At 71.4% G+C, this 17,195-nt stretch carries 16 protein-coding genes; 8 read left to right on the forward strand and 8 right to left on the reverse strand.

The window, feature by feature from the left end; translation table 11 throughout:
- Window positions 1-701: 701 nt before the first annotated feature.
- Complete coding sequence (locus ACS5RC_RS20175; RefSeq protein WP_478345702.1) at window positions 702-1,223, reverse strand: DUF2244 domain-containing protein; 522 nt, start codon at window positions 1,221-1,223, stop codon at window positions 702-704.
- 20 nt (window positions 1,224-1,243) lie between these two features.
- On the opposite strand from ACS5RC_RS20175, the gene nth reads away from it, so the two are divergent.
- Window positions 1,244-2,050: an endonuclease III gene (nth, locus tag ACS5RC_RS20180; protein WP_478345703.1), complete on the forward strand. Its 807-nt coding sequence runs from the start codon at window positions 1,244-1,246 to the stop codon at window positions 2,048-2,050.
- A 235-nt stretch (window positions 2,051-2,285) separates the two neighbouring features.
- A complete protein-coding gene (gene purC, locus ACS5RC_RS20185) occupies window positions 2,286-3,080 on the forward strand; it encodes a phosphoribosylaminoimidazolesuccinocarboxamide synthase (RefSeq protein ID WP_478345704.1) in 795 nt (264 codons plus the stop codon).
- On the opposite strand, the gene ACS5RC_RS20190 is transcribed toward purC, so the two are convergent.
- Genes ACS5RC_RS20190 through ACS5RC_RS20205 form a run of 4 tightly spaced genes read right to left on the reverse strand, consistent with a single transcriptional unit; the run spans window position 3,074 to window position 7,850 of the window.
- Window positions 3,074-4,645 (reverse strand): glycosyltransferase, encoded by a 1,572-nt coding sequence (locus ACS5RC_RS20190; RefSeq protein WP_478345705.1) that lies wholly within the window; start codon window positions 4,643-4,645, stop codon window positions 3,074-3,076. The two genes, purC and ACS5RC_RS20190, sit on opposite strands and share 7 nt — an antisense overlap.
- 1 nt (window position 4,646) lies before the next feature.
- Window positions 4,647-6,677, reverse strand: a complete 2,031-nt coding sequence (locus tag ACS5RC_RS20195) for a glycosyltransferase (protein ID WP_478345706.1) — start codon at window positions 6,675-6,677, stop codon at window positions 4,647-4,649.
- A complete protein-coding gene (locus ACS5RC_RS20200; protein WP_478345707.1) occupies window positions 6,664-7,299 on the reverse strand; it encodes a hypothetical protein in 636 nt (211 codons plus the stop codon). Before ACS5RC_RS20200 ends, ACS5RC_RS20195 begins: the two co-directional genes overlap by 14 nt.
- A 17-nt stretch (window positions 7,300-7,316) precedes the next feature.
- Window positions 7,317-7,850 (reverse strand): invasion associated locus B family protein, encoded by a 534-nt coding sequence (locus ACS5RC_RS20205; RefSeq protein ID WP_478345708.1) that lies wholly within the window; start codon window positions 7,848-7,850, stop codon window positions 7,317-7,319.
- Window positions 7,851-8,049: 199 nt separating this feature from the next.
- On the opposite strand from ACS5RC_RS20205, the gene ACS5RC_RS20210 reads away from it, so the two are divergent.
- A complete protein-coding gene (locus ACS5RC_RS20210) occupies window positions 8,050-8,439 on the forward strand; it encodes a hypothetical protein (protein WP_478345709.1) in 390 nt (129 codons plus the stop codon).
- A gap of 25 nt (window positions 8,440-8,464) precedes the next feature.
- Here the strand turns inward: ACS5RC_RS20210 and ACS5RC_RS20215 are convergent, their stop codons facing one another.
- Window positions 8,465-9,199, reverse strand: coding sequence for a M48 family metallopeptidase (locus tag ACS5RC_RS20215; RefSeq protein ID WP_478345710.1), 735 nt, complete (start codon window positions 9,197-9,199; stop codon window positions 8,465-8,467).
- A 167-nt stretch (window positions 9,200-9,366) separates the two neighbouring features.
- The gene (locus tag ACS5RC_RS20220; RefSeq protein ID WP_478345711.1) at window positions 9,367-10,668 is read right to left on the reverse strand and encodes a polyhydroxyalkanoate depolymerase; all 1,302 of its coding nucleotides are present in this window, start codon (window positions 10,666-10,668) and stop codon (window positions 9,367-9,369) included.
- A gap of 293 nt (window positions 10,669-10,961) precedes the next feature.
- On the opposite strand from ACS5RC_RS20220, the gene ACS5RC_RS20225 reads away from it, so the two are divergent.
- The 5 genes from ACS5RC_RS20225 to purQ all read left to right on the forward strand — a co-directional run bounded on the left by ACS5RC_RS20225 (window position 10,962) and on the right by purQ (window position 14,509).
- The gene (locus ACS5RC_RS20225) at window positions 10,962-12,347 is read left to right on the forward strand and encodes an ActS/PrrB/RegB family redox-sensitive histidine kinase (RefSeq protein WP_478345712.1); all 1,386 of its coding nucleotides are present in this window, start codon (window positions 10,962-10,964) and stop codon (window positions 12,345-12,347) included.
- A gap of 38 nt (window positions 12,348-12,385) precedes the next feature.
- Window positions 12,386-12,988: an ActR/PrrA/RegA family redox response regulator transcription factor gene (locus tag ACS5RC_RS20230; RefSeq protein WP_478345713.1), complete on the forward strand. Its 603-nt coding sequence runs from the start codon at window positions 12,386-12,388 to the stop codon at window positions 12,986-12,988.
- A 198-nt stretch (window positions 12,989-13,186) separates the two neighbouring features.
- Complete coding sequence (locus tag ACS5RC_RS20235) at window positions 13,187-13,426, forward strand: hypothetical protein (RefSeq protein WP_478345714.1); 240 nt, start codon at window positions 13,187-13,189, stop codon at window positions 13,424-13,426.
- 163 nt (window positions 13,427-13,589) lie between these two features.
- The gene (gene purS / locus ACS5RC_RS20240; protein WP_478345715.1) at window positions 13,590-13,829 is read left to right on the forward strand and encodes a phosphoribosylformylglycinamidine synthase subunit PurS; all 240 of its coding nucleotides are present in this window, start codon (window positions 13,590-13,592) and stop codon (window positions 13,827-13,829) included.
- Window positions 13,829-14,509, forward strand: coding sequence for a phosphoribosylformylglycinamidine synthase subunit PurQ (gene purQ, locus ACS5RC_RS20245; protein ID WP_478345716.1), 681 nt, complete (start codon window positions 13,829-13,831; stop codon window positions 14,507-14,509). The genes purS and purQ overlap by 1 nt, the downstream gene beginning before the upstream one ends.
- Window positions 14,510-14,760: 251 nt before the next feature.
- Here purQ and ACS5RC_RS20250 read toward each other — a convergent pair whose 3' ends face one another.
- Window positions 14,761-17,184 carry a penicillin-binding protein 1A gene (locus tag ACS5RC_RS20250; RefSeq protein ID WP_478345717.1) on the reverse strand — a complete coding sequence of 808 codons (2,424 nt, stop codon included), beginning with the start codon at window positions 17,182-17,184 and terminating at the stop codon, window positions 14,761-14,763.
- Window positions 17,185-17,195 lie beyond the last annotated feature (11 nt).

Raw genomic sequence — 17,195 nt, forward strand, 5'->3', positions numbered from 1 at the left:
AAGTTGAAGAGCTCGATCTTGGCCGATCACAAATCTCGACGGAAGCACATCGAGCAGCCGTTTCCAGATGCTCGGAGCTTCCAAAGAAGATCGTGTCGGCCTCGTCTCTTGATGCTCCGACCCGGACCGAAGTCCGAAACCCGGAGCCGCAAGGACAACAACGCCGTCCACGCTTCTCTTTCTCAGATCAACTTGTCAAAGAGCGCCGGGTCACCCCACGGAGGGAGTAAAGTCCCGGATGGAGCCGAAGCCCCGAAACCTGTTCCGACGAACACCGGCACCAGCCCGAGAGCCCGCACCCGCTTGTCCGTCTGGAGGAACCGTGCTACCGACCGCCCCGAGGGCTGGTCCGTCGCTGCGGTGGTGGGCCGTCTAGAGCCCGCCGCCCTCCATGTCAACCCGGGGTCCGAACCGCCAAGGCGGGGAAGATCCGGGGCTCACACCCTTCCGGAGACAACAACAGAGGACCGCCCGGCTCTCACCGGAGCATCCCGTCCGTCGCTGTCAGAAGACGCGTCGGCGCCCGGTCCACTCTCGCGGCCGGCGCCGATGACCAGGGGTATACGGATCCCCCCGCCGCCCGTCAACACCCAAAACGACAGTGGGACGAAAAACGCGCGACAGGACCGTGACGGGCGCCGGTGCGCATCCTGGCGCAACCGGGGCGGCATCGGCGGACGAACTATCCTGCCGGGATCGGCTCAATAGCCCTTCTTGACCTGCGCCAGGGCGCTGCTCAGGCCCCGCGCCACCTGGGCCCGGACTTCGGGCGAGGCATCGCGGGCGACGACGACATGCTCGCGCCGCGACACCAGCGTCAGCCGCTGCAGCCCGTATTCCTCGTCCTCGTCCTGAGCGAGCTTCGTCCAGAGCGGGTTGAAGCGCCATTCGCGGCGCTCGCCGCGGTGGCTGACGCGGGCCAGCAGGATCTCGATCTGCGAGATCATCACCTCCTCGAAGGAGCGCCCGCGCCGGAAGCTGACCTTGAGGGCGGCGTAGATCCCCAGCATGTCGAGGCCGAAGAACCCGGCGATCGGCCAGAAGCCCATACGCCAGCACCAGATCGAGACGGTGAGGGAGACGAGGCAGAGGCCACCCATCACCGTGCGGAAGCCGGTGCGGCTCAGGGATTGGTGCGGCCGGATGGTGGCCGTGAAGACCGGCCGGTCGATGCTGTCCGGATCGAGTCCGTCGGGATGGACCGAAAGGTTGCCGCTCGCCATGCAGCCAATATAACGCGGCCATGCCACCCAGGAAGACGCGCGAGACCACCAAAACGCCGCTGCCCGGCAAAAGGCCGCGGCCCGCCGCGAGCCCCGCGACCGAACCGCCCGCCGTGCCCCGGCGGGTGAAGGCCCGGGTCGGCGCCACGCTCGCATCCCCGCTCACGGCGCAGGTGGAGACCGCGCCGGCCCCCGTCGACGGCGCGACGCTCGCCGAGATCTTCGCCCGCCTCAGCGCCGCCAATCCCGAGCCGCGGGCAGAGCTCGAATACCTGAACCCCTACACGCTCCTCGTCGCGGTCGTGCTCTCCGCCCAGGCGACCGACCGCAGCGTGAACCTTGCCACCGCGCCCCTCTTCGCGATCGCGGACAATCCCGAGGCGATGCTGGCCCTGGGCGAGGAGCGGGTGCGCGGGTTCATCCGCACGATCGGCCTGTTCAACACGAAGGCGCGCAACGTGATCGCGCTCTCCCGCCTCCTGATCGAGGAGCATGGCGGGGCTGTGCCGCGCTCCCAGGAGGCGCTGCAGGTGCTGCCCGGCGTCGGGGCGAAGACGGCGAGCGTCGTGCTCAACGTGGCCTTCGGCGTGCCGCGGATCGCGGTCGATACCCATATCTTCCGGGTCTCCAACCGGATCCCCCTCGTGGTGGCCGCGACCACCGACAAGGTTCAGGCCGGGCTCGAGGCGATCGTGCCCGAGCCCTACCGGCTGAACGCCCATCACTGGCTGATCCTGTTCGGCCGCTACATCTGCAAGGCGCGGCGTCCGGAATGCCCGCGTTGCCCCATCCGCGATCTCTGCCGCTACCCGTCGAAAACCCTCTGATCGCGCCACCCCCGCGCCCTCGGACGCGCGGTGCACCGCGGCGACAGCGGGGCCGGCAGCCGTCCTCAGCAATCCCCATCTGCGGGCTAACGCGTTGTGCTGCCAGCCCGCTTCGGGTAGTTTGGCGGCCGGTCGCGGGAGCTTGTCGGCCTCGATGCGTGCCCGCCGCCCGACCACCCATACGGTCGCCGCGCCGCGGATTCCGCCCCATCGTCGCCCATAGGAGTCACGGCCCATGGACTTCCTCAAACCACGGTACACGCCTATGAACCGCCGCCGTCGCATCTACGAGGGCAAGGCGAAGGTCCTCTACGAGGGGCCTGAGCCGGGGACGCTCATCCAGCATTTCAAGGACGACGCGACCGCCTTCAACGCGAAGAAGCACGAGATCATCGACGGCAAGGGCGTGCTGAACAACCGGATCTCGGAGTTCGTCTTCCAGCACCTCAACGACATCGGCGTGCCGACGCATTTCATCCGCCGGCTCAACATGCGCGAGCAGCTCATCCGCGAGGTCGAGATCATCCCGCTCGAGGTCGTGGTGCGCAACGTCGCGGCGGGCTCGCTCTCCACCCGGCTCGGCCTGGAGGAAGGCACCCAGCTGCCGCGCTCGATCATCGAGTTCTACTACAAGAATGACCAGCTCAACGACCCGATGGTGTCGGAGGAGCACATCACCGCCTTCGGCTGGGCCACGCCGCAGGAGATCGACGACATCATGGCCCTGGCCATCCGCGTCAACGACTTCCTGTCCGGGCTCTTCCTCGGCGTCGGCATCCGGCTCGTCGATTTCAAGATGGAGACCGGGCGCCTCTGGGAAGGCGACATGATGCGCATCGTCGTGGCCGACGAGATCTCCCCGGATTCGTGCCGGCTCTGGGACATCAAGTCTTCGGACAAGCTCGACAAGGACCGCTTCCGCAAGGATCTCGGCGGCCTGATCGAGGCCTATACCGAGGTGGCCAAGCGGCTCGGCATCATGTCCGAGAACGAGAAGGTGCAGACGGGCGGCCCGCGCCTCGTTCAGTAGGGCGAATGCCGGACGGCCCGCCCCGCCGGGGCCGGCCCGGTCCGGCGCAGGCGGGCATGGGTCGAGAGATCCGGATCGAAGCCCGGGTGATAATGGGGGTCCTGCGCCAGCAGCGGCCCCCATCGTCGTTTCAGGGCCTCGACCTCGCGGGCGTGGCGGGCCTCGGCCTCCGCGCTGCGGCGCCGGCTCAGGCCCTCGTAATGGTGGAGCACCGCGCCGGGGACCAGCAGCGTCCGCCAACCGGCGGCGTTCAGGCGCAGGCACAGGTCCACGTCGTTGAAGTCGACGGCGAAGCATTCCGCGTCGAACCCCCCGACCGCCCGGAATTTCGTGGCCTCGACCACGAGGCAGGCCGCGGTCACCGCCGAGACCGCGCGGGTCGCCCGCATCTCCCCGAGATGGCCCGGCGCATCGGCGGGGAAGTGCCGATAGGCATGGGTCACCAGCCCGCCGGTGCCGAGCACGATGCCCCCGTGCTGGATGCGGTCGCTGCCGTCGATCAGCTTGGCCCCGACGGCGCCGATCCCGGGCCGCAGCGCCTCCCCGGCCATCCGCCGCAGCCAGTCCGGCCCGATCACCGCGACGTCGTTGTTGACGAAGGCGAGCAGCCGGCCGCGCGCGGCGGCGGCGGTCGCGTTGTTCATCGCCGCGAAATCGAACGGACCGGGCCAGGGCACGATCCGGGCGCGACCGCGCGCGGCGAGGTCGGCGAGATAGGCGCGCGTCTCCGGCTCGCGGCTGTCGTTGTCGCAGATCAGCAGTTCGAGCGCCGGCCAGTCGGTCCCGCCGAGCAGGCTCTCGACGCAGGGGCGCAGCAGGTCGAGCCGGTCGCGCGTCGGCACGATCAGGCTGACCAGGGGCGCCGGATCGGGAATCGGATCGAGGATCGTGACGAGGCCGCCCTCGGCCGTGATCGCCGCCCCCGCGCGGCCGGTGCGGTCGAGGTGGCCGCGCACGCTCGCGCATCGCCGGGTCGTTTCTCCGTCCGGATCCGCCGCGTGAGCCGATCGCGCGCGCGACAGGATCTCCGGCAGATGGCCGATCGCTCGCTCGCCGTAGCGCTCGGCCACGCGCAGCAGCACTTCCGTCGAGCCCAGGGCGGGATCGGCGCCCGCTTCCGCGAGGGCGGACCGGCGCAGGACGACGACCGGGCCGACATAGCCGGTGCCCATGAGCAGGATCGGGTCGAAGGCCGGCCGCAGCAGCGGGCTCAGACGGCCGCCCGGGGCGGTCTCGACCAGGGCGTCGCCGTAGAGCGCCTGGAGGGCGGGATCGGCGAAGGCGCCCCGGATCGCCGCCGCGGCTCCGGCAACGAGATCGTGGCCCTCCGCCCCGAGCAGCACCAGCCCGGGTTCGCGGAACGGCTCGGCCTCGACGGGATGGCGCCGCGCCTCGGCCCGTGGTAGCGCGAGCCGATGATCGATCCCGATCAGGGCCGCCAGGGCCTGACGCGCGCGCAGGCGCCGCCCGGTGAGGCGCGCCCACAGGATGGCGAGGCTGCGCCGCGGGTTGCGCAGCAGGGTGAGGATCGCGGCGCGGCGCCCTGCCGGCGGGGTGGCCGTCATCCTACTCGAGATCCTCGCCGAAGGTCGTGAGCGACAGCCGCGGATGATAGAAGGGATCGTGCCGGATCACCGAGCGCCAGCGCTCGGCGAAGCGGCGTCCCTCGGCCTCGAACCGGAGGCGCGCGGCACCGACCGAGGGGCCGCGGCTGACGGATTCGAGATGGGCCAGCCGCGCCGCGGGCGTCCAGACGGTCTTGTAGCCGGCGGCCCCCAGGCGCAGGCAGAAATCCACGTCGTTGAAATCGATCGGGAAGGCTTCGGCGTCGAAGCCGCCGATCGCATCGTACTTGTCGCGCGTCACGGCGAGGCAGGCGGCCGTCACCGCTGAGACCTCGTGGGCGACGCGGAGCTGTCCGAGATGCCCGGCGGTCTCGCCGGGGCGCCGCCGCAGGCTATGGCCGGCGAGACCGCCGAGGCCGACCACCACCCCGGCATGCTGGATCCGGCCGTCCGCGTAGACGAGCTTCGCCCCGACGGCACCGACCTCCGGGCGGCAGGCCTGCCGGACCAGCGCCTCCAGCCAGCCGGGCTCCAGCACCGCGATATCGTTGTTCAGGAGGACGACGACGCGCCCGGTCGAGGCCGCCACCCCGGCATTGACCAGGGCGGAGAAGTTGAACGGACGCGGATCGGACAGGATCGTCACGCGCGGATCGGTGCGCAGGTCCTCGTAGAAGGCGAGGACCGCGGCATCGGTCGAGCCGTTGTCGACGACGACGAGCTCGATATCCGGGTAGGCGGTCTCCCGCAGCACGCCGCGGCAGGCCCGCGCGACGAGGTCGAGCCGGTCGCGCGAGGGGATGACGATGCTGACGCGCGGGGCCGGATGCGGCAGCGGCCAGAGCAGGTCGGGCACCGGGCCGGGCGCGAGGCCCGCCGCCGAGCCGGTCGCCCGGAGATGCGCCGCGAGCGGACCGGCGCGCCCCCCCTCCCCTGCCGGATCCGCGACGGTGCGAGCGAGGATCCGGGGCAGGTGCCGGACGCCGCCCGCTCCGGTCGCGAGTGCCAGATCGACCCGTGCGGCGAGAGAGTCGGCCTCGCCGAGCGGGGCTCCGGCGAGCGCCGCCAGACGCTCGGGCGACGCGAGCCAGGGCCGGCCGAGATAGCCCCCGGCCAGGGCGAAGTCGGGGCTCCAGTCCGGCTTGAGGCGCGGGAGGCCGTCGGAACGCCGCTCGTCCGCGTAGGCGAGGCTCGCCCCGTCGAGCGCCGCCGCCAGCAGGCCGAGGGCATCGGGGTCGAGGTGGTCGCCGGGCAGGAGCAGCCCGAAGGCTTCGTGAGGCGCGACGAGATCCGCAAGCGTCAGGGTCGGTCGCCACGGGATCGCGGCGAGGCGCGCCTCGGCGGGGGGCTCCTGGATCGGCACGCACCCGTCAACCCAGGCGATCTGCGCCCGCCACCCGGCGTGGCGCTGGGCCAGCAGGCTCGCGACCGTGCGGCCGACGGCCTCGGCCTCGTCGGACCGCGCCGGGATCAGAATCCGCACCGCCCGCGTCGAGGGGGGCGCGCCGGACGGCTCCGCCCGGGCGGCGGCCCAACGATCGAAATCGCGCAGCGCGGTCACAGCGCAGGCCCCCCGCAGGGTATCGCGGTAGCGGCGGGCGTCGCCCCGCGCGGCTTCGAAGAGGGCGGTGACCGCGCGCCACGGCCGACGGCGCAGGCACTCGACGAGGACGTCGGCGTCGCTGCGGCGGCCGACATGCTCGATCGCGAAGCCCGCCGGAGCGGCGAGGCCGATCTCCGCCACGTCGGGCGGAAGCAGCCCGAGCCAGCGCGCCCGCTCTCCGCCCGGCAGCACGAAGTCCCGCACGCCGCCGTCCGCCGCGCGGGCGCGCAGGATCGGCCGCTGCGGAGGCGTGCCAGGCGCCACGCGGTAGGCGATCGTCAGCCAGCGGCGGCCGGGGGCCGGATCTGGCAGGATCAGGCGTCGGTCGAACTCGGGATCGGCGGCCGGTTCGACCCGGAAGGGCGTGGCGCGGCCGAGCCGGGGATGCGCATCGTCGACGGAGCGCGTGACCGGATCACTGCGCGCCACCGGCCTCCCCGCCCTCCGGCGCGGTGGCCGCGACCGGCTTGCGGCGCGGCTTCGGCTTGGTGGCGGCCTTCCCGCCGCCGCCGACCGACACGACGATCTCGTAATCGGCGCTGATCGCGGCCGGCACGAGGATGTCGTCCTCGACCAGCGAGGCGAAGCCCTGCGCCGCGCCGGGTTCGACCGTCACGGTGACGCGGCGCGACCGGGTGCTCACCACCTTCTCGTCGTGCCGGATCGCGATGGTAAGCGGCACCTCGAAGCGGCCGGGGCTGCCGGAGGGGCCGAGCAGCGCGCGCGCCTCGATGCCGACCTTCACGCGCACCGATCCGTCCGGCAGGCGGCTGCATTCGCGGGCGAGCCGTCCGAGGGAGAGCTGCGTGCGGATCGCCGCCGCACCCTCCCCGCGCCCGCCCATGGTCTGCATCGCGGCGCCCCCTTCCGGCACGTCGACGGTCGGGCAATAGGCCGGATCGACCGGCGCGGGCTGCGACGGCGGGATGGTGGTGCCGCCGTACTTGAGCAGGTTGGAGAAGACGTTGCCCTCCTCCGGCGCGGCCTGCGCCCAGGCGGGCTGCGCGGCGAGGACCAGCGCCAATCCGAGCAGAGCCGAGCGAGCGTCCATCCTGGCCAATCTCCCGCCTATTTGAGGCTGTCGAATCCGGTGCCGAAGCCCTTCATCGACAGCGGGATGCCGACGCCCTCCTCGGGCGTCTGGAACACGATGAAGGTGGCTTGGCTGCCGCTGCGGAACTGGCGGATCAGGCCCTCGTCCATCACCACCTCGGCGACGCAGCCGGTGGTGAGGCAGCGCACGAAGCCGGCACGGCCGATATCGGTCTGGTCGATCTTGAGGCCGAGCCCGGAGGGCAGCAGCACGCCCAGCGGCGCCACCACGCGCAGCAGGTAGCCGCGGTTGTCGGCGGTCTTCAGCACGATCACCACGAGGGAGAGGTTCGGCCGATCCTCGGCGGCAAGGTACTGCACGAGGGCGCATTGCTCGGCCTTGGCGCCGGCCGGCGTCTCGCAGCGCAGCTGCCAGTCATCGAAGGTCTTGCGCACCGTTCCCTGCGCCAGGGCCGCACCGGAGCTCGCCGCCACGACGGCGAGGACGAGCGCACCGAGCGCGTACCGGACGCGACCGAGCCGCGCGCGCCGGGGCAACTGACCTCTCATGCATACTCCGATGGCCACCGGGCCTGCGGGCGCCGGCCGCGCGCGGGCCGGAACCCGAGAAAATCCGCGCGTTGGGACCACGCGGGCCCCGTCCCTGTCAAGCGACGCGCGCCGACCTATTGTTGCCACAGAGCGCTATCGCGGGGGCAAGCGAGCCCCTACAGATTCGCGTCCTGTCGTCCCGCACCGGATCCGGCCCATGCGCCTGCTCGTATCGCGTTCCCCCGCCCTCGCGGCCCTGTTCGTCGCGGCGGGCGTCGCGCCCGCCCTCGCCGACCCGCTTCCCGTCGGGGAGACGACCTATGTCGAGCGCTCGCTCAACCGCAGCGGGACCCTGACGATCGAGCACCCGCCCGTAGAGCGGAACCCGCTGGGTCGCCGCAACGGCAGCGCCGCCATCGCCGGGTTCTGCCGCGAGGGCGGCCTGATCCGCCGCCGCGACGAGGCCGGGCATCTCACGATCGTGCGCCAGCGCGAGGTCTGCGACAGCGTCGCCCCGCGCACGCTGATGCCCGGCGAGGTCGATCCGCGGCCGGTCTGGCCGGCCGAGCGGGTGGCGCGCGAGCGCGTCCTGCGCGTCAAGGGCTGAGCCCGGGGCTGACTGGGGCGCCCGCTCACCCGTAGCGGTGCAGGCTGGCGCCCTCGCGCTTCAGCCAGGCCTCGGCCTCCTGCACGTGCGGGCAGATCTGCTCGACCAGCGTCCAGAACCGGCGCGAGTGGTTCATCTCGCGCAGATGCGCCATCTCGTGCGCGACGAGGTAGTCGAGCACCAGGGGTGGTGCCAGGATCAGCCGCCACGAGAAATTGAGCTCGCCCCTGGCGGTGCAGGAGCCCCAGCGGCTCCGGGTGTCGCGCAGCGTCACCCGCGCCGGCCCCTGCCCCAGCGCCGCCGCGTAGCGGACGATCGCCGCGTTGAGGTCGCGGCGCGCCTCGGCGCCCAGGAATTCCCGCACCCGGCGCGCCACGTGCGCCTCGCCGCAGGCGACGGAGAGGAGCGGCCCGTCGATGCCGGTCTCAGGCCGGGTGGCGCCGCTGCGCCCGTCGCGGCGGACGATGCGGTGGGGGACGCCGCGCAACGGGATCTCGGCCCCCTCCCCGAGGGCGACTCGCTCCGGCAGTCGGTCGAGGCGCGCGGCGATCCAGCCGCCGTGGCTCAGCGCGAAGCGCTGCGCCGTCGCGAGGGCGGTACGGGGCGGCACCGTCATCACCACTTCCCCGGTCGCCGCCGAGACGCGCAGGGTCAGCCGCCGCGCGGCGTCGCGCCGCCGCAGCGCCACCCGCACGGGCCTGCCCTCGTGGACGATCTCGATATGGTCGGGCTCGGGGCGTCGCAGCAGGGCCAGAAGCATGGCCGTACTCTAGTCCGGATCCGGGCGCCGTCACAGCCGTCGCGCCGGCCGGATCCGGCCGGATCCGGCCGGTTCACGGCGAACGTCGCGACGCCCTTGACCCTGCCGCGCGCGGCGGCGTCAGCGACGAAAGCCGGCTGGGAGCCGGCCGCGCCCGGCGGTGACCGTCACACCACCTGCCGCAGGTGCGGCACCGGATGCGACGCGCGGTGTGCCGGCTCCGCCGCAATTTCCGCCGCCATGTCCCGGATGAAGCGGGCGATGCGCGGGGCGATCACCGCGCGGTAGCGCGAGCCGTTGAACACGCCGTAATGGCCGACGCCCTCCTGCAGGTGGTAGGCCTTGCGAGAATCGGGGAGGTTGGGGGTCAGGTCGAGGGCGGCCAGGGTCTGGCCGACGCCCGAGATGTCGTCCTTCTCCCCCTCGACGGACAGGATGGCGCAGCGCCGGATCGCCCCGAGATCGACCCGCTCGCTCCGGTGCATCATCTCGCCCTTCGGCAGGGCGTGCGAGACGAACACCGTCTCGACGGTCTGGAGGTAGTACTCCGCGGTCAGGTCCATCACCGCCAGGTACTCGTCGTAGAACTCCCGGTGCTTCTCCGCCGAATCGCCGTCGCCCGTCACCAGATGGTCGAACATGTCGGCATGCGCGGTGACGTGCCGGTCGAGGTTCATCGCCATGAAGCCCGAGAGCTGGAGAAAGCCCGGATAGACCCGGCGGAAGGCGCCCGGGAAGGTCGGCGGCACGTACGAGATGGTGTTCTTCTCGAACCAGGCTTGGCCGCGCTCCTGGGCGAGGCAGTTCACCGCCGTGGGCGAGCGCCTCGTGTCGATCGGTCCGCCCATCAGGGTCATCGAGACCGGCACGGCCGGCGAGCGGTCGGCCTCCATCACGGCGACCGCCGCCAGCACCGGCACCGCCGGCTGGCAGACCGCCATCACATGGAGCGCGGGCCCGAGATCCCGGAACATCTCCTCCAGGTAGTCGATGTAGGTGTCGAGATCGAAGGCGCCGGCGGTGAGCGGCACCATCCGGGCGTCCGACCAGTCGGTGATGAAGACCTGATGGCTCGGCAGCATCGCCTCGACCGTGCCGCGCAGCAGCGTCGCGTAGTGGCCCGACATCGGCGCGACGATCAGCAGCTTGGGCTGCGGCTCGGTCGGCGGGCTGAGGAAGCCGCGGTCGAACGCGATGACGCGGCAGAACGGGCGCTCCCAGACGACCCGCTCGGTGATCGGCACGCGGACGCCGTCGACCACGGTGTGGTCGAGGCCGAAGGCCGGCTTGCCGTAGCGGCGGGTGACGCGCTCGAACATCTCGCACCCGGCCGCGATCGAGCGGGCATAGGGCGAATAGGCCATCGGGTTGGCCGGGTTCAGCAGGGCGTAACGGGTCAGGTCCGCGGCGACGCGGGCGGGCGCCATCATGGCGCGGGCGCCCTCGAACCAGAGATAGGCCAAGTCCATCGCGGACCTCCTTGGGCAGGCGCGGCCGAGATCCCGGTCGCGAAGGCGCATTATTGCGCCGCATGCATGAACGGGGCATGCACGAAAAGTCTGGACATCAATCCCGGGCGCGGCCCGCGCGTTCCAGCCTGCGGCCATTGCGCCGGCGCGTCGCGAAACCCTTCGCCGGGGCGGGGCGCGCCGGTTACCGTGGCGCGCCGCCCGCAACCGTGGCCCCCTTCGCAGGGTTCACCCGGACGCGGGATCAGGATCGCCCGCGACACCCGTCCTTCGCCGAGTCCCCTGCCCGCCCGATGCCCGAAACGGATCCGTCCCGCCTGATGCGCGATGCCCGCCACCTGCGGCTCGACACCTTCGTGCGCCTGCGCTGGCTCGCCATCGCGGGCCAGAGCGCGGCGGTCGTCGGCGCCCAGTTCGGGCTCGGTCTCGCCCTGCCCTTCGGCTGGTGCTTCCTGGCGATCGCCGCCTCCTCGTGGCTCAACCTCGCCCTGCGCATCCGCTTCCCCGCCAGCTACCGGCTCAGCGATGACTCTGCCGCGCTGCTGCTGGCCTTCGACATCGTCCAGCTCGCCGTGCTGCTGTTCCTCACGGGCGGCCTGCAGAACCCGTTCTCGCTGCTCTTCCTCGCGCCGGTGCTGATCTCGGCCACGGCGCTGCCGCCGGAGCGCACGCTCGCGCTCGGGCTGCTCGCGGTGGGCCTCGCGACGCTGCTCGCCCTGGTGCACCGGCCGCTGCCGTGGTTCTCGGACGGCCGGATCGAGCTGCCCTTCCTCTACGTCTCCGGGGTCTGGACCGCGATCCTGCTCGGCACCGCCTTCACCGGCGTCTACGCGTGGCGCGTCTCCGAGGAGACCCGGCAGCTCGCCCAGGCGCTCGCCGCGACGGAGCTCGTGCTCGCGCGCGAGCAGCACCTGTCGCAGCTCGACGGTTTGGCGGCGGCCGCGGCGCACGAGCTCGGCACGCCGCTGGGCACCATCATGGTGGTGACGAAGGAGCTGGTGCGTCAGCTCGGCCCCACGGCGACGCCCGCGATCCGCGAGGATCTCGACCTGCTGCGCGAGCAGGCGGACCGCTGCCGCGGCATCCTAGGCAAGCTCACCTCCCTGGGTAGCGACGGAGGCGGCTTCCTGGAGACCGTCAGCCTCAGCCATCTCGTGGAGGAGCTGGTCGCGCCGCAGCGCGCGCTCGGCATCGCCCTCGACGTCTCGAGCCAGGGCGACGGGCCCGAGCCCGATTGCCGGCGCAATGCGGGCGTGATGTACGGGCTCGCCAACATCCTCGACAACGCCGTCGATTTCGCGGAGGCGCGGGTGACGCTGGAGGCGCGCTGGTGCCTCGACCGCGTCTCGCTCGAGATCCGGGACGACGGCCCGGGTTTCCCGCCCGAGGTGCTGCTGCGGGCCGGCGAACCCTACGTCACCACCCGCAGCCCCGAGCGCGACCGCAGCGGCGACGCGGTGGGAGCCGGGCTCGGCCTCGGCCTGTTCATCGCCAAGACGCTGATCGAGCGGTCGGGCGCGCAGATCACGCTCTCGAACAGCGCGGGCCCGGCGAACCACGGCGCCGTCGTGCGAATCTCCTGGGCGCGGCACATTTTCGAGCGCGGCGCTGCACCGCGCCACTCACCGGAACTTCCCCGGAACGCCCCCCTCCCGACGGCGAACGCCGCGCCTATATAAAGGACTATCAGAACAGAGAAATCGAAAGGACGCGTCCCATGCTGACGCAGACTGGATCCTCGATGCCGACGCCCGACGCCATCGCGCAGACCGACACCGATCCTCTCGCCGCCTTCGCCGACCGCAGCCTGCTGATCGTCGACGACGACAAGCCCTTCTCCACACGCCTCGCCCGCGCGATGGAGAGCCGCGGTTACCAAGTGCAGGTCGCCGAGAGCGTCGCCGAGGGCGTGTCCGCCGTCGAGAGCCGCGCGCCGGCCTTCGCGGTGATCGACATGCGGCTCGGCGACGGCAACGGTCTCGACGTGATCGCCCGCCTGAAGGAGCAGCGCCCCGAGGCCCGCGGCGTGATCCTCACCGGCTACGGCAACATCGCGACCGCCGTGAACGCGGTCAAGCTCGGCGCCTTCGACTATCTCGCCAAGCCCGCCGACGCCGACGAGATCCACGGCACGCTGATGGCCCAGCCGGGCGAGCGCGCAGACCCGCCCGAGAACCCGATGTCGGCCGACCGGGTACGCTGGGAGCACATCCAGCGGGTCTACGAGCTGTGCGGGCGCAACGTCAGCGAGACGGCACGCCGGCTGAACATGCATCGCCGGACCCTGCAGCGCATCCTGGCCAAGCGCGCGCCGCGATAAGCCAAGCGCGCCGCGATAAGCCAAGCGCACCGCGACAGGTCCAGCGCGCAGCGCAGATCGCCGGCACGCCCCGCGCCTCCGGGCCGGGGCGTGCCGACGGTTGCGCGGCGAGGGCGAAACACGCTACGGCGCGGGACAGACATTCCCACATGCCCGCCCGAGCGCCGCGCGTATCGGTGCGGAAGAGGAGCCGGCTCCGTGAACACCCGCACCCTGATCACGATCGTCAGCATGATGGTGCTGGTCGGGACCGAGGTCTTCGCCGTCGCGATCGCCGCCGGCTGGGCGCTCGCCGGCCTGTTCGACCTCGGCGACCGGGTCGGCCATGTCCTGATGGGCGTATTCAGCCTCGGAGCCGCCTGGATCATGCTCCAGCTCTGGCGCCGGGCGACCAGCATCGAGCCGATCCGGCAGGCGCCTGCGCGCGGCGCGCGCTGAGGCCCGTCGAATCCTCCCGAATCGCCCCTGCGTATTGCCGGCGCCGGGCTGATATACCTGCTCCATTCATCGACACGGATCCGCTCCTTCGGCTAGTAATGGCGCGGAGTTCGGCGCGCCGCGGGGCGCCGGCTGGTTGGAGCCCACGTATGAGCACCGGAAAATGAAAGCTCGCATCATCGTCACCCTGAAGACAGGCGTGCTGGATCCTCAGGGGAAGGCGATCGAGGCCGCCTTGAAGTCGTTCGGCATCGACAGCGTGGGCGGCGTCCGCCAGGGCAAGGTCTTCGATCTCGACGTGAATGCGCAGGATCGCGAGGCCGCCGAGGCGACGCTGAAGAGCGCGTGCGAGAAGCTGCTCGCCAACACGGTCGTGGAAAACTACGCCATCGAGATCGCCTGATGCGCGCAGCGATCGTCGTCTTCCCGGGCTCCAACCGCGACGCCGACGTCGCGCGGGCCCTGCGGCTCGCCGGAGCCGAGGTCGTCCCCGTCTGGCACGCGGATCGCGACCTGCCCGCCGGCACCGATCTGGCGGTCCTGCCCGGCGGCTTCTCCTACGGCGACTACCTGCGCTGCGGCGCCATCGCGGGCCGTGCCGCGGCGATGGATGCGGTGCGGGCGCATGCCGCCCGCGGCGGCCTCGTCCTCGGCATCTGCAACGGCTTCCAGATCCTCTGCGAATCGGGCCTACTGCCGGGCGTCCTGATGCGGAACGTCAACCGCCGCTTCATCTGCCACCGCCAGACCCTGCGGGTCGAGCGCAACGACACCCGGTTCGCCAACGCCTACGCGGTGGGACAGGTGATCGATGTCTGCGTGGCGCACGGCGAGGGCAATTTCTTCGCCGAGCCCGAGACGCTCGCGCGGATCGAGGGCGAGGGTCGCGTCGCGTTCCGGTACTGCGACCGGACCGGCGCCCTCACGGTCGACGCCAACCGCAACGGCTCGCTCAACGCCATCGCGGGGATCTATTCGGAGGGGCGCAACGTCCTCGGCCTGATGCCGCACCCGGAGAATTTCGTCGAGGGCCTCGTCGGCGGCACCGACGGGCGCGGGCTGTTCGAGAGCCTCGCGGCGTGAGCGGACACTGTTTCCGGACGTGCTTAACCGCGCGTTAAGGTTTCCGGGGTACGAAAGAGACAGTCCAGATGGTCTGGATGTCGAGTGGTTCTTCCGTCCACTCTTTTTGATGCCTCCCTGATGACTCCTCACAAGCCGCCCTCTGGGGCGGCTTTTTTCTTGCGCGGCGCCCGGAGACGGCACGAGCGGCCACGCAAAGGCCCGGCCGCCACGCGGGCGACCGGGCTTCAGGCGGTCCGATCGATGCTGCCTCAGTACAGGCCGCCGGCCTGGGCCGCCCGGTCGGCGTCGGGCGCGACTGCGGCGGGCGCCGATTCCGGCCGGGCGACGTAGGAGTCCGGCGGCGCGGTGCCGGGCTTGAAGGCCTCGAGGATGGTGCCAGCGCCCTCGCCCGAGCCGGCGCGCATGCCGGAGCCCAGAGCCACGCGGATCAGCTTGATGCCCGGCGGGACGCGGAAGGGCGTCGGCGGCTTGTCCTTCAGGGCGACCTTCAGGAAGTCGAGGGCGATCGGCGCGGCGAGCCCGCCGCCGGTGGCGCGGTCGCCGAGCGAGCGCGGCTTGTCGAAGCCGATATAGATGCCGACCGCGAGATCCGGCGAGAAGCCCACGAACCACGCATCCTTGGCGTCGTTGGTGGTGCCGGTCTTGCCGGCGAGCGGCTTGCCGATCTGCTTCAGGATCGTCGCGGTGCCGCGCTGGACCACGCCCTCCATGATCGAGACCATCTGGTAGGCGGTCAGCGGGTCGAGCACCTGCTCGGAATCGTCCACCAGCTTCGGCTCGTCCTGTCCCGACCACTTCTCGGCGTCGCAGCCGATGCACTTGCGGTTGTCGTGCCGGTAGATCGTCTCGCCGGTGCGGTCCTGGATCCGGTCGATCAGGGTCGGGCGGATCCGGCGGCCGCCATTGGCCAGCATCGAGTAGGCGGTGACCATGCGCATCACCGTAGTCTCGCCGGCGCCGAGCGACATCGGCAGCACCGGCAGCATGTCGTCGTAGACGCCGAAGCGGCGGGCGTATTCGGCGATCAGCGGCATGCCGACATCCTTGGCGAGCCGCACCGTCATCAGGTTCTTCGAGTGCTCGATGCCGTAGCGCAGCGTATGCGGGCCGCCGGACTTGCCGTCGTAGTTCGACGGCGTCCAGGCCTCCTGGCCGGGGCCGGCCTCGATGGTGATCGGCGAATCCTGCACGATCGACGACGGGGTGTAGCCGTTGTCGAGCGCGGCCGAGTAGACGATCGGCTTGAACGAGGAGCCCGGCTGGCGCATCGCCTGCGTCGCGCGGTTGAACTCGGATTCGTCGTAGGAGAACCCGCCGACCATCGCGTGGACGCGGCCGGTATAGGGATCCATCGCCACGATGGCGCCGGAGACCTCGGGCTTCTGGCGCAGGCGGAAGGTGCCGCGGCCACCATCGATCGCCTCGACATAGACCATGTCGCCCGGCGACAGCGCCGAGGCGGCCGACCGGCCGGTCCAGCGCAGGCCCTCCGCCGGGATGGTCCCGGTCTCGCGGTCCTTCGAGATCTGGCCCGAGGCCTCGCGGCGCGGCTGCAGGCCGATCTGGGCGGCGCCGCCGGTGGTGGAGAGCACCACCGCGAGGCGCCACGGCGCCACGTCGCCGAGAGCCGGCACCTCGGCCGCCGCCATGCCCCAGTCGCGGCCGGTCAGGTCGACCTTGGTGACCGCGCCGCGCCAGCCGTGGGACTGGTCGTAGCGCACGAGACCGTCGATGAGGGCCTTGCGAGCCCAGGACTGCATCTTCGGGTCGAGGGTCGCCCGCACCGAGAGTCCGCCCTCGTAGAGCTTCTTCTCGCCGTAGCGCTCGGAGATCTCGCGGCGGACCTCCTCGGTGAAGTAATTGGCGTTGGCGGCGTTCGGGAAGGCGACGCGCGGGTTCACGCCGAGCGGCTGCTTCTTGGCGGCCTCCTCCTCCTCGCGGGTGATGTAGCCGTTCTCGCGCATCAGGCGGATGATCTCGTTGCGCCGATCGAGCGCCGCCTGGGTCTTGCGGTAGGGATGGTAGTTGTTCGGGCCCTTCGGCAGGGCGGCGAGATAGGCCGCCTCGTTGATGGTCAGCTCGTGGACCGACTTGCCGAAATAGTCGAGCGCGGCGGCCGCGACGCCGTGCAGGTTGCGGCCCGGAACGATGGTGCCGAGGAAGATCTCGTTGAGGTAGAGCTCGAGGATCTTGTCCTTGGAATAGGCCGCCTCGATGCGCAGGGCGATCAGCGCTTCCTTGATTTTGCGGTCGTAGGTCTGCTCGGCCGACAGCAGGAAGTTCTTGGCCACCTGCTGGGTGATGGTCGAGGCGCCCTGCTTCTTGCCGCTCTTGGCGTTCGTCAGCACCGCGCGCACGATGCCCTCGGGATCGATGCCGCCGTGCTTGTAGAAGTTCTTGTCCTCGGCCGAGAGGAAGGCCGCGACCACGATCTTGGGCATCGCCTGGATCGGCAGGTACAGGCGCCGCTCGCGCGCGTATTCGGCGAGCAGCGATCCGTCCGAGGCGTGGACGCGCGTCATCACCGGCGGCTCGTAATTCGCGAGCGCGGCGTGGTCCGGCAGGTCCTGGCTGTACTTCCAGTAGAAGAACGCCCCGGCGGCCGCGCCGACCACGAACAGCACCGCACAGGCGCTGAACAGGAAGCCGAAGAAGCGTAGGATCAAGCGCATCCGGTGTTCCG

It is taken from the genome of Methylobacterium sp. HJ2 (assembly GCF_056431005.1).

Bases quoted from the DNA above. Each gene is read 5' to 3' on its own strand.
- ACS5RC_RS20175 (WP_478345702.1), bottom strand. From the start codon at position 1,223: ATGGCGAGCGGCAACCTTTCGGTCCATCCCGACGGACTCGATCCGGAC.
- nth (WP_478345703.1), top strand. From the start codon at position 1,244: ATGCCACCCAGGAAGACGCGCGAGACCACCAAAACGCCGCTGCCCGGC.
- purC (WP_478345704.1), top strand. From the start codon at position 2,286: ATGGACTTCCTCAAACCACGGTACACGCCTATGAACCGCCGCCGTCGC.
- ACS5RC_RS20190 (WP_478345705.1), bottom strand. From the start codon at position 4,645: ATGACGGCCACCCCGCCGGCAGGGCGCCGCGCCGCGATCCTCACCCTG.
- ACS5RC_RS20200 (WP_478345707.1), bottom strand. From the start codon at position 7,299: ATGGACGCTCGCTCGGCTCTGCTCGGATTGGCGCTGGTCCTCGCCGCG.
- ACS5RC_RS20205 (WP_478345708.1), bottom strand. From the start codon at position 7,850: ATGAGAGGTCAGTTGCCCCGGCGCGCGCGGCTCGGTCGCGTCCGGTAC.
- ACS5RC_RS20210 (WP_478345709.1), top strand. From the start codon at position 8,050: ATGCGCCTGCTCGTATCGCGTTCCCCCGCCCTCGCGGCCCTGTTCGTC.
- ACS5RC_RS20215 (WP_478345710.1), bottom strand. From the start codon at position 9,199: ATGCTTCTGGCCCTGCTGCGACGCCCCGAGCCCGACCATATCGAGATC.
- ACS5RC_RS20220 (WP_478345711.1), bottom strand. From the start codon at position 10,668: ATGGACTTGGCCTATCTCTGGTTCGAGGGCGCCCGCGCCATGATGGCG.
- ACS5RC_RS20225 (WP_478345712.1), top strand. From the start codon at position 10,962: ATGCCCGAAACGGATCCGTCCCGCCTGATGCGCGATGCCCGCCACCTG.
- ACS5RC_RS20230 (WP_478345713.1), top strand. From the start codon at position 12,386: ATGCTGACGCAGACTGGATCCTCGATGCCGACGCCCGACGCCATCGCG.
- purS (WP_478345715.1), top strand. From the start codon at position 13,590: ATGAAAGCTCGCATCATCGTCACCCTGAAGACAGGCGTGCTGGATCCT.
- purQ (WP_478345716.1), top strand. From the start codon at position 13,829: ATGCGCGCAGCGATCGTCGTCTTCCCGGGCTCCAACCGCGACGCCGAC.
- ACS5RC_RS20250 (WP_478345717.1), bottom strand. From the start codon at position 17,184: ATGCGCTTGATCCTACGCTTCTTCGGCTTCCTGTTCAGCGCCTGTGCG.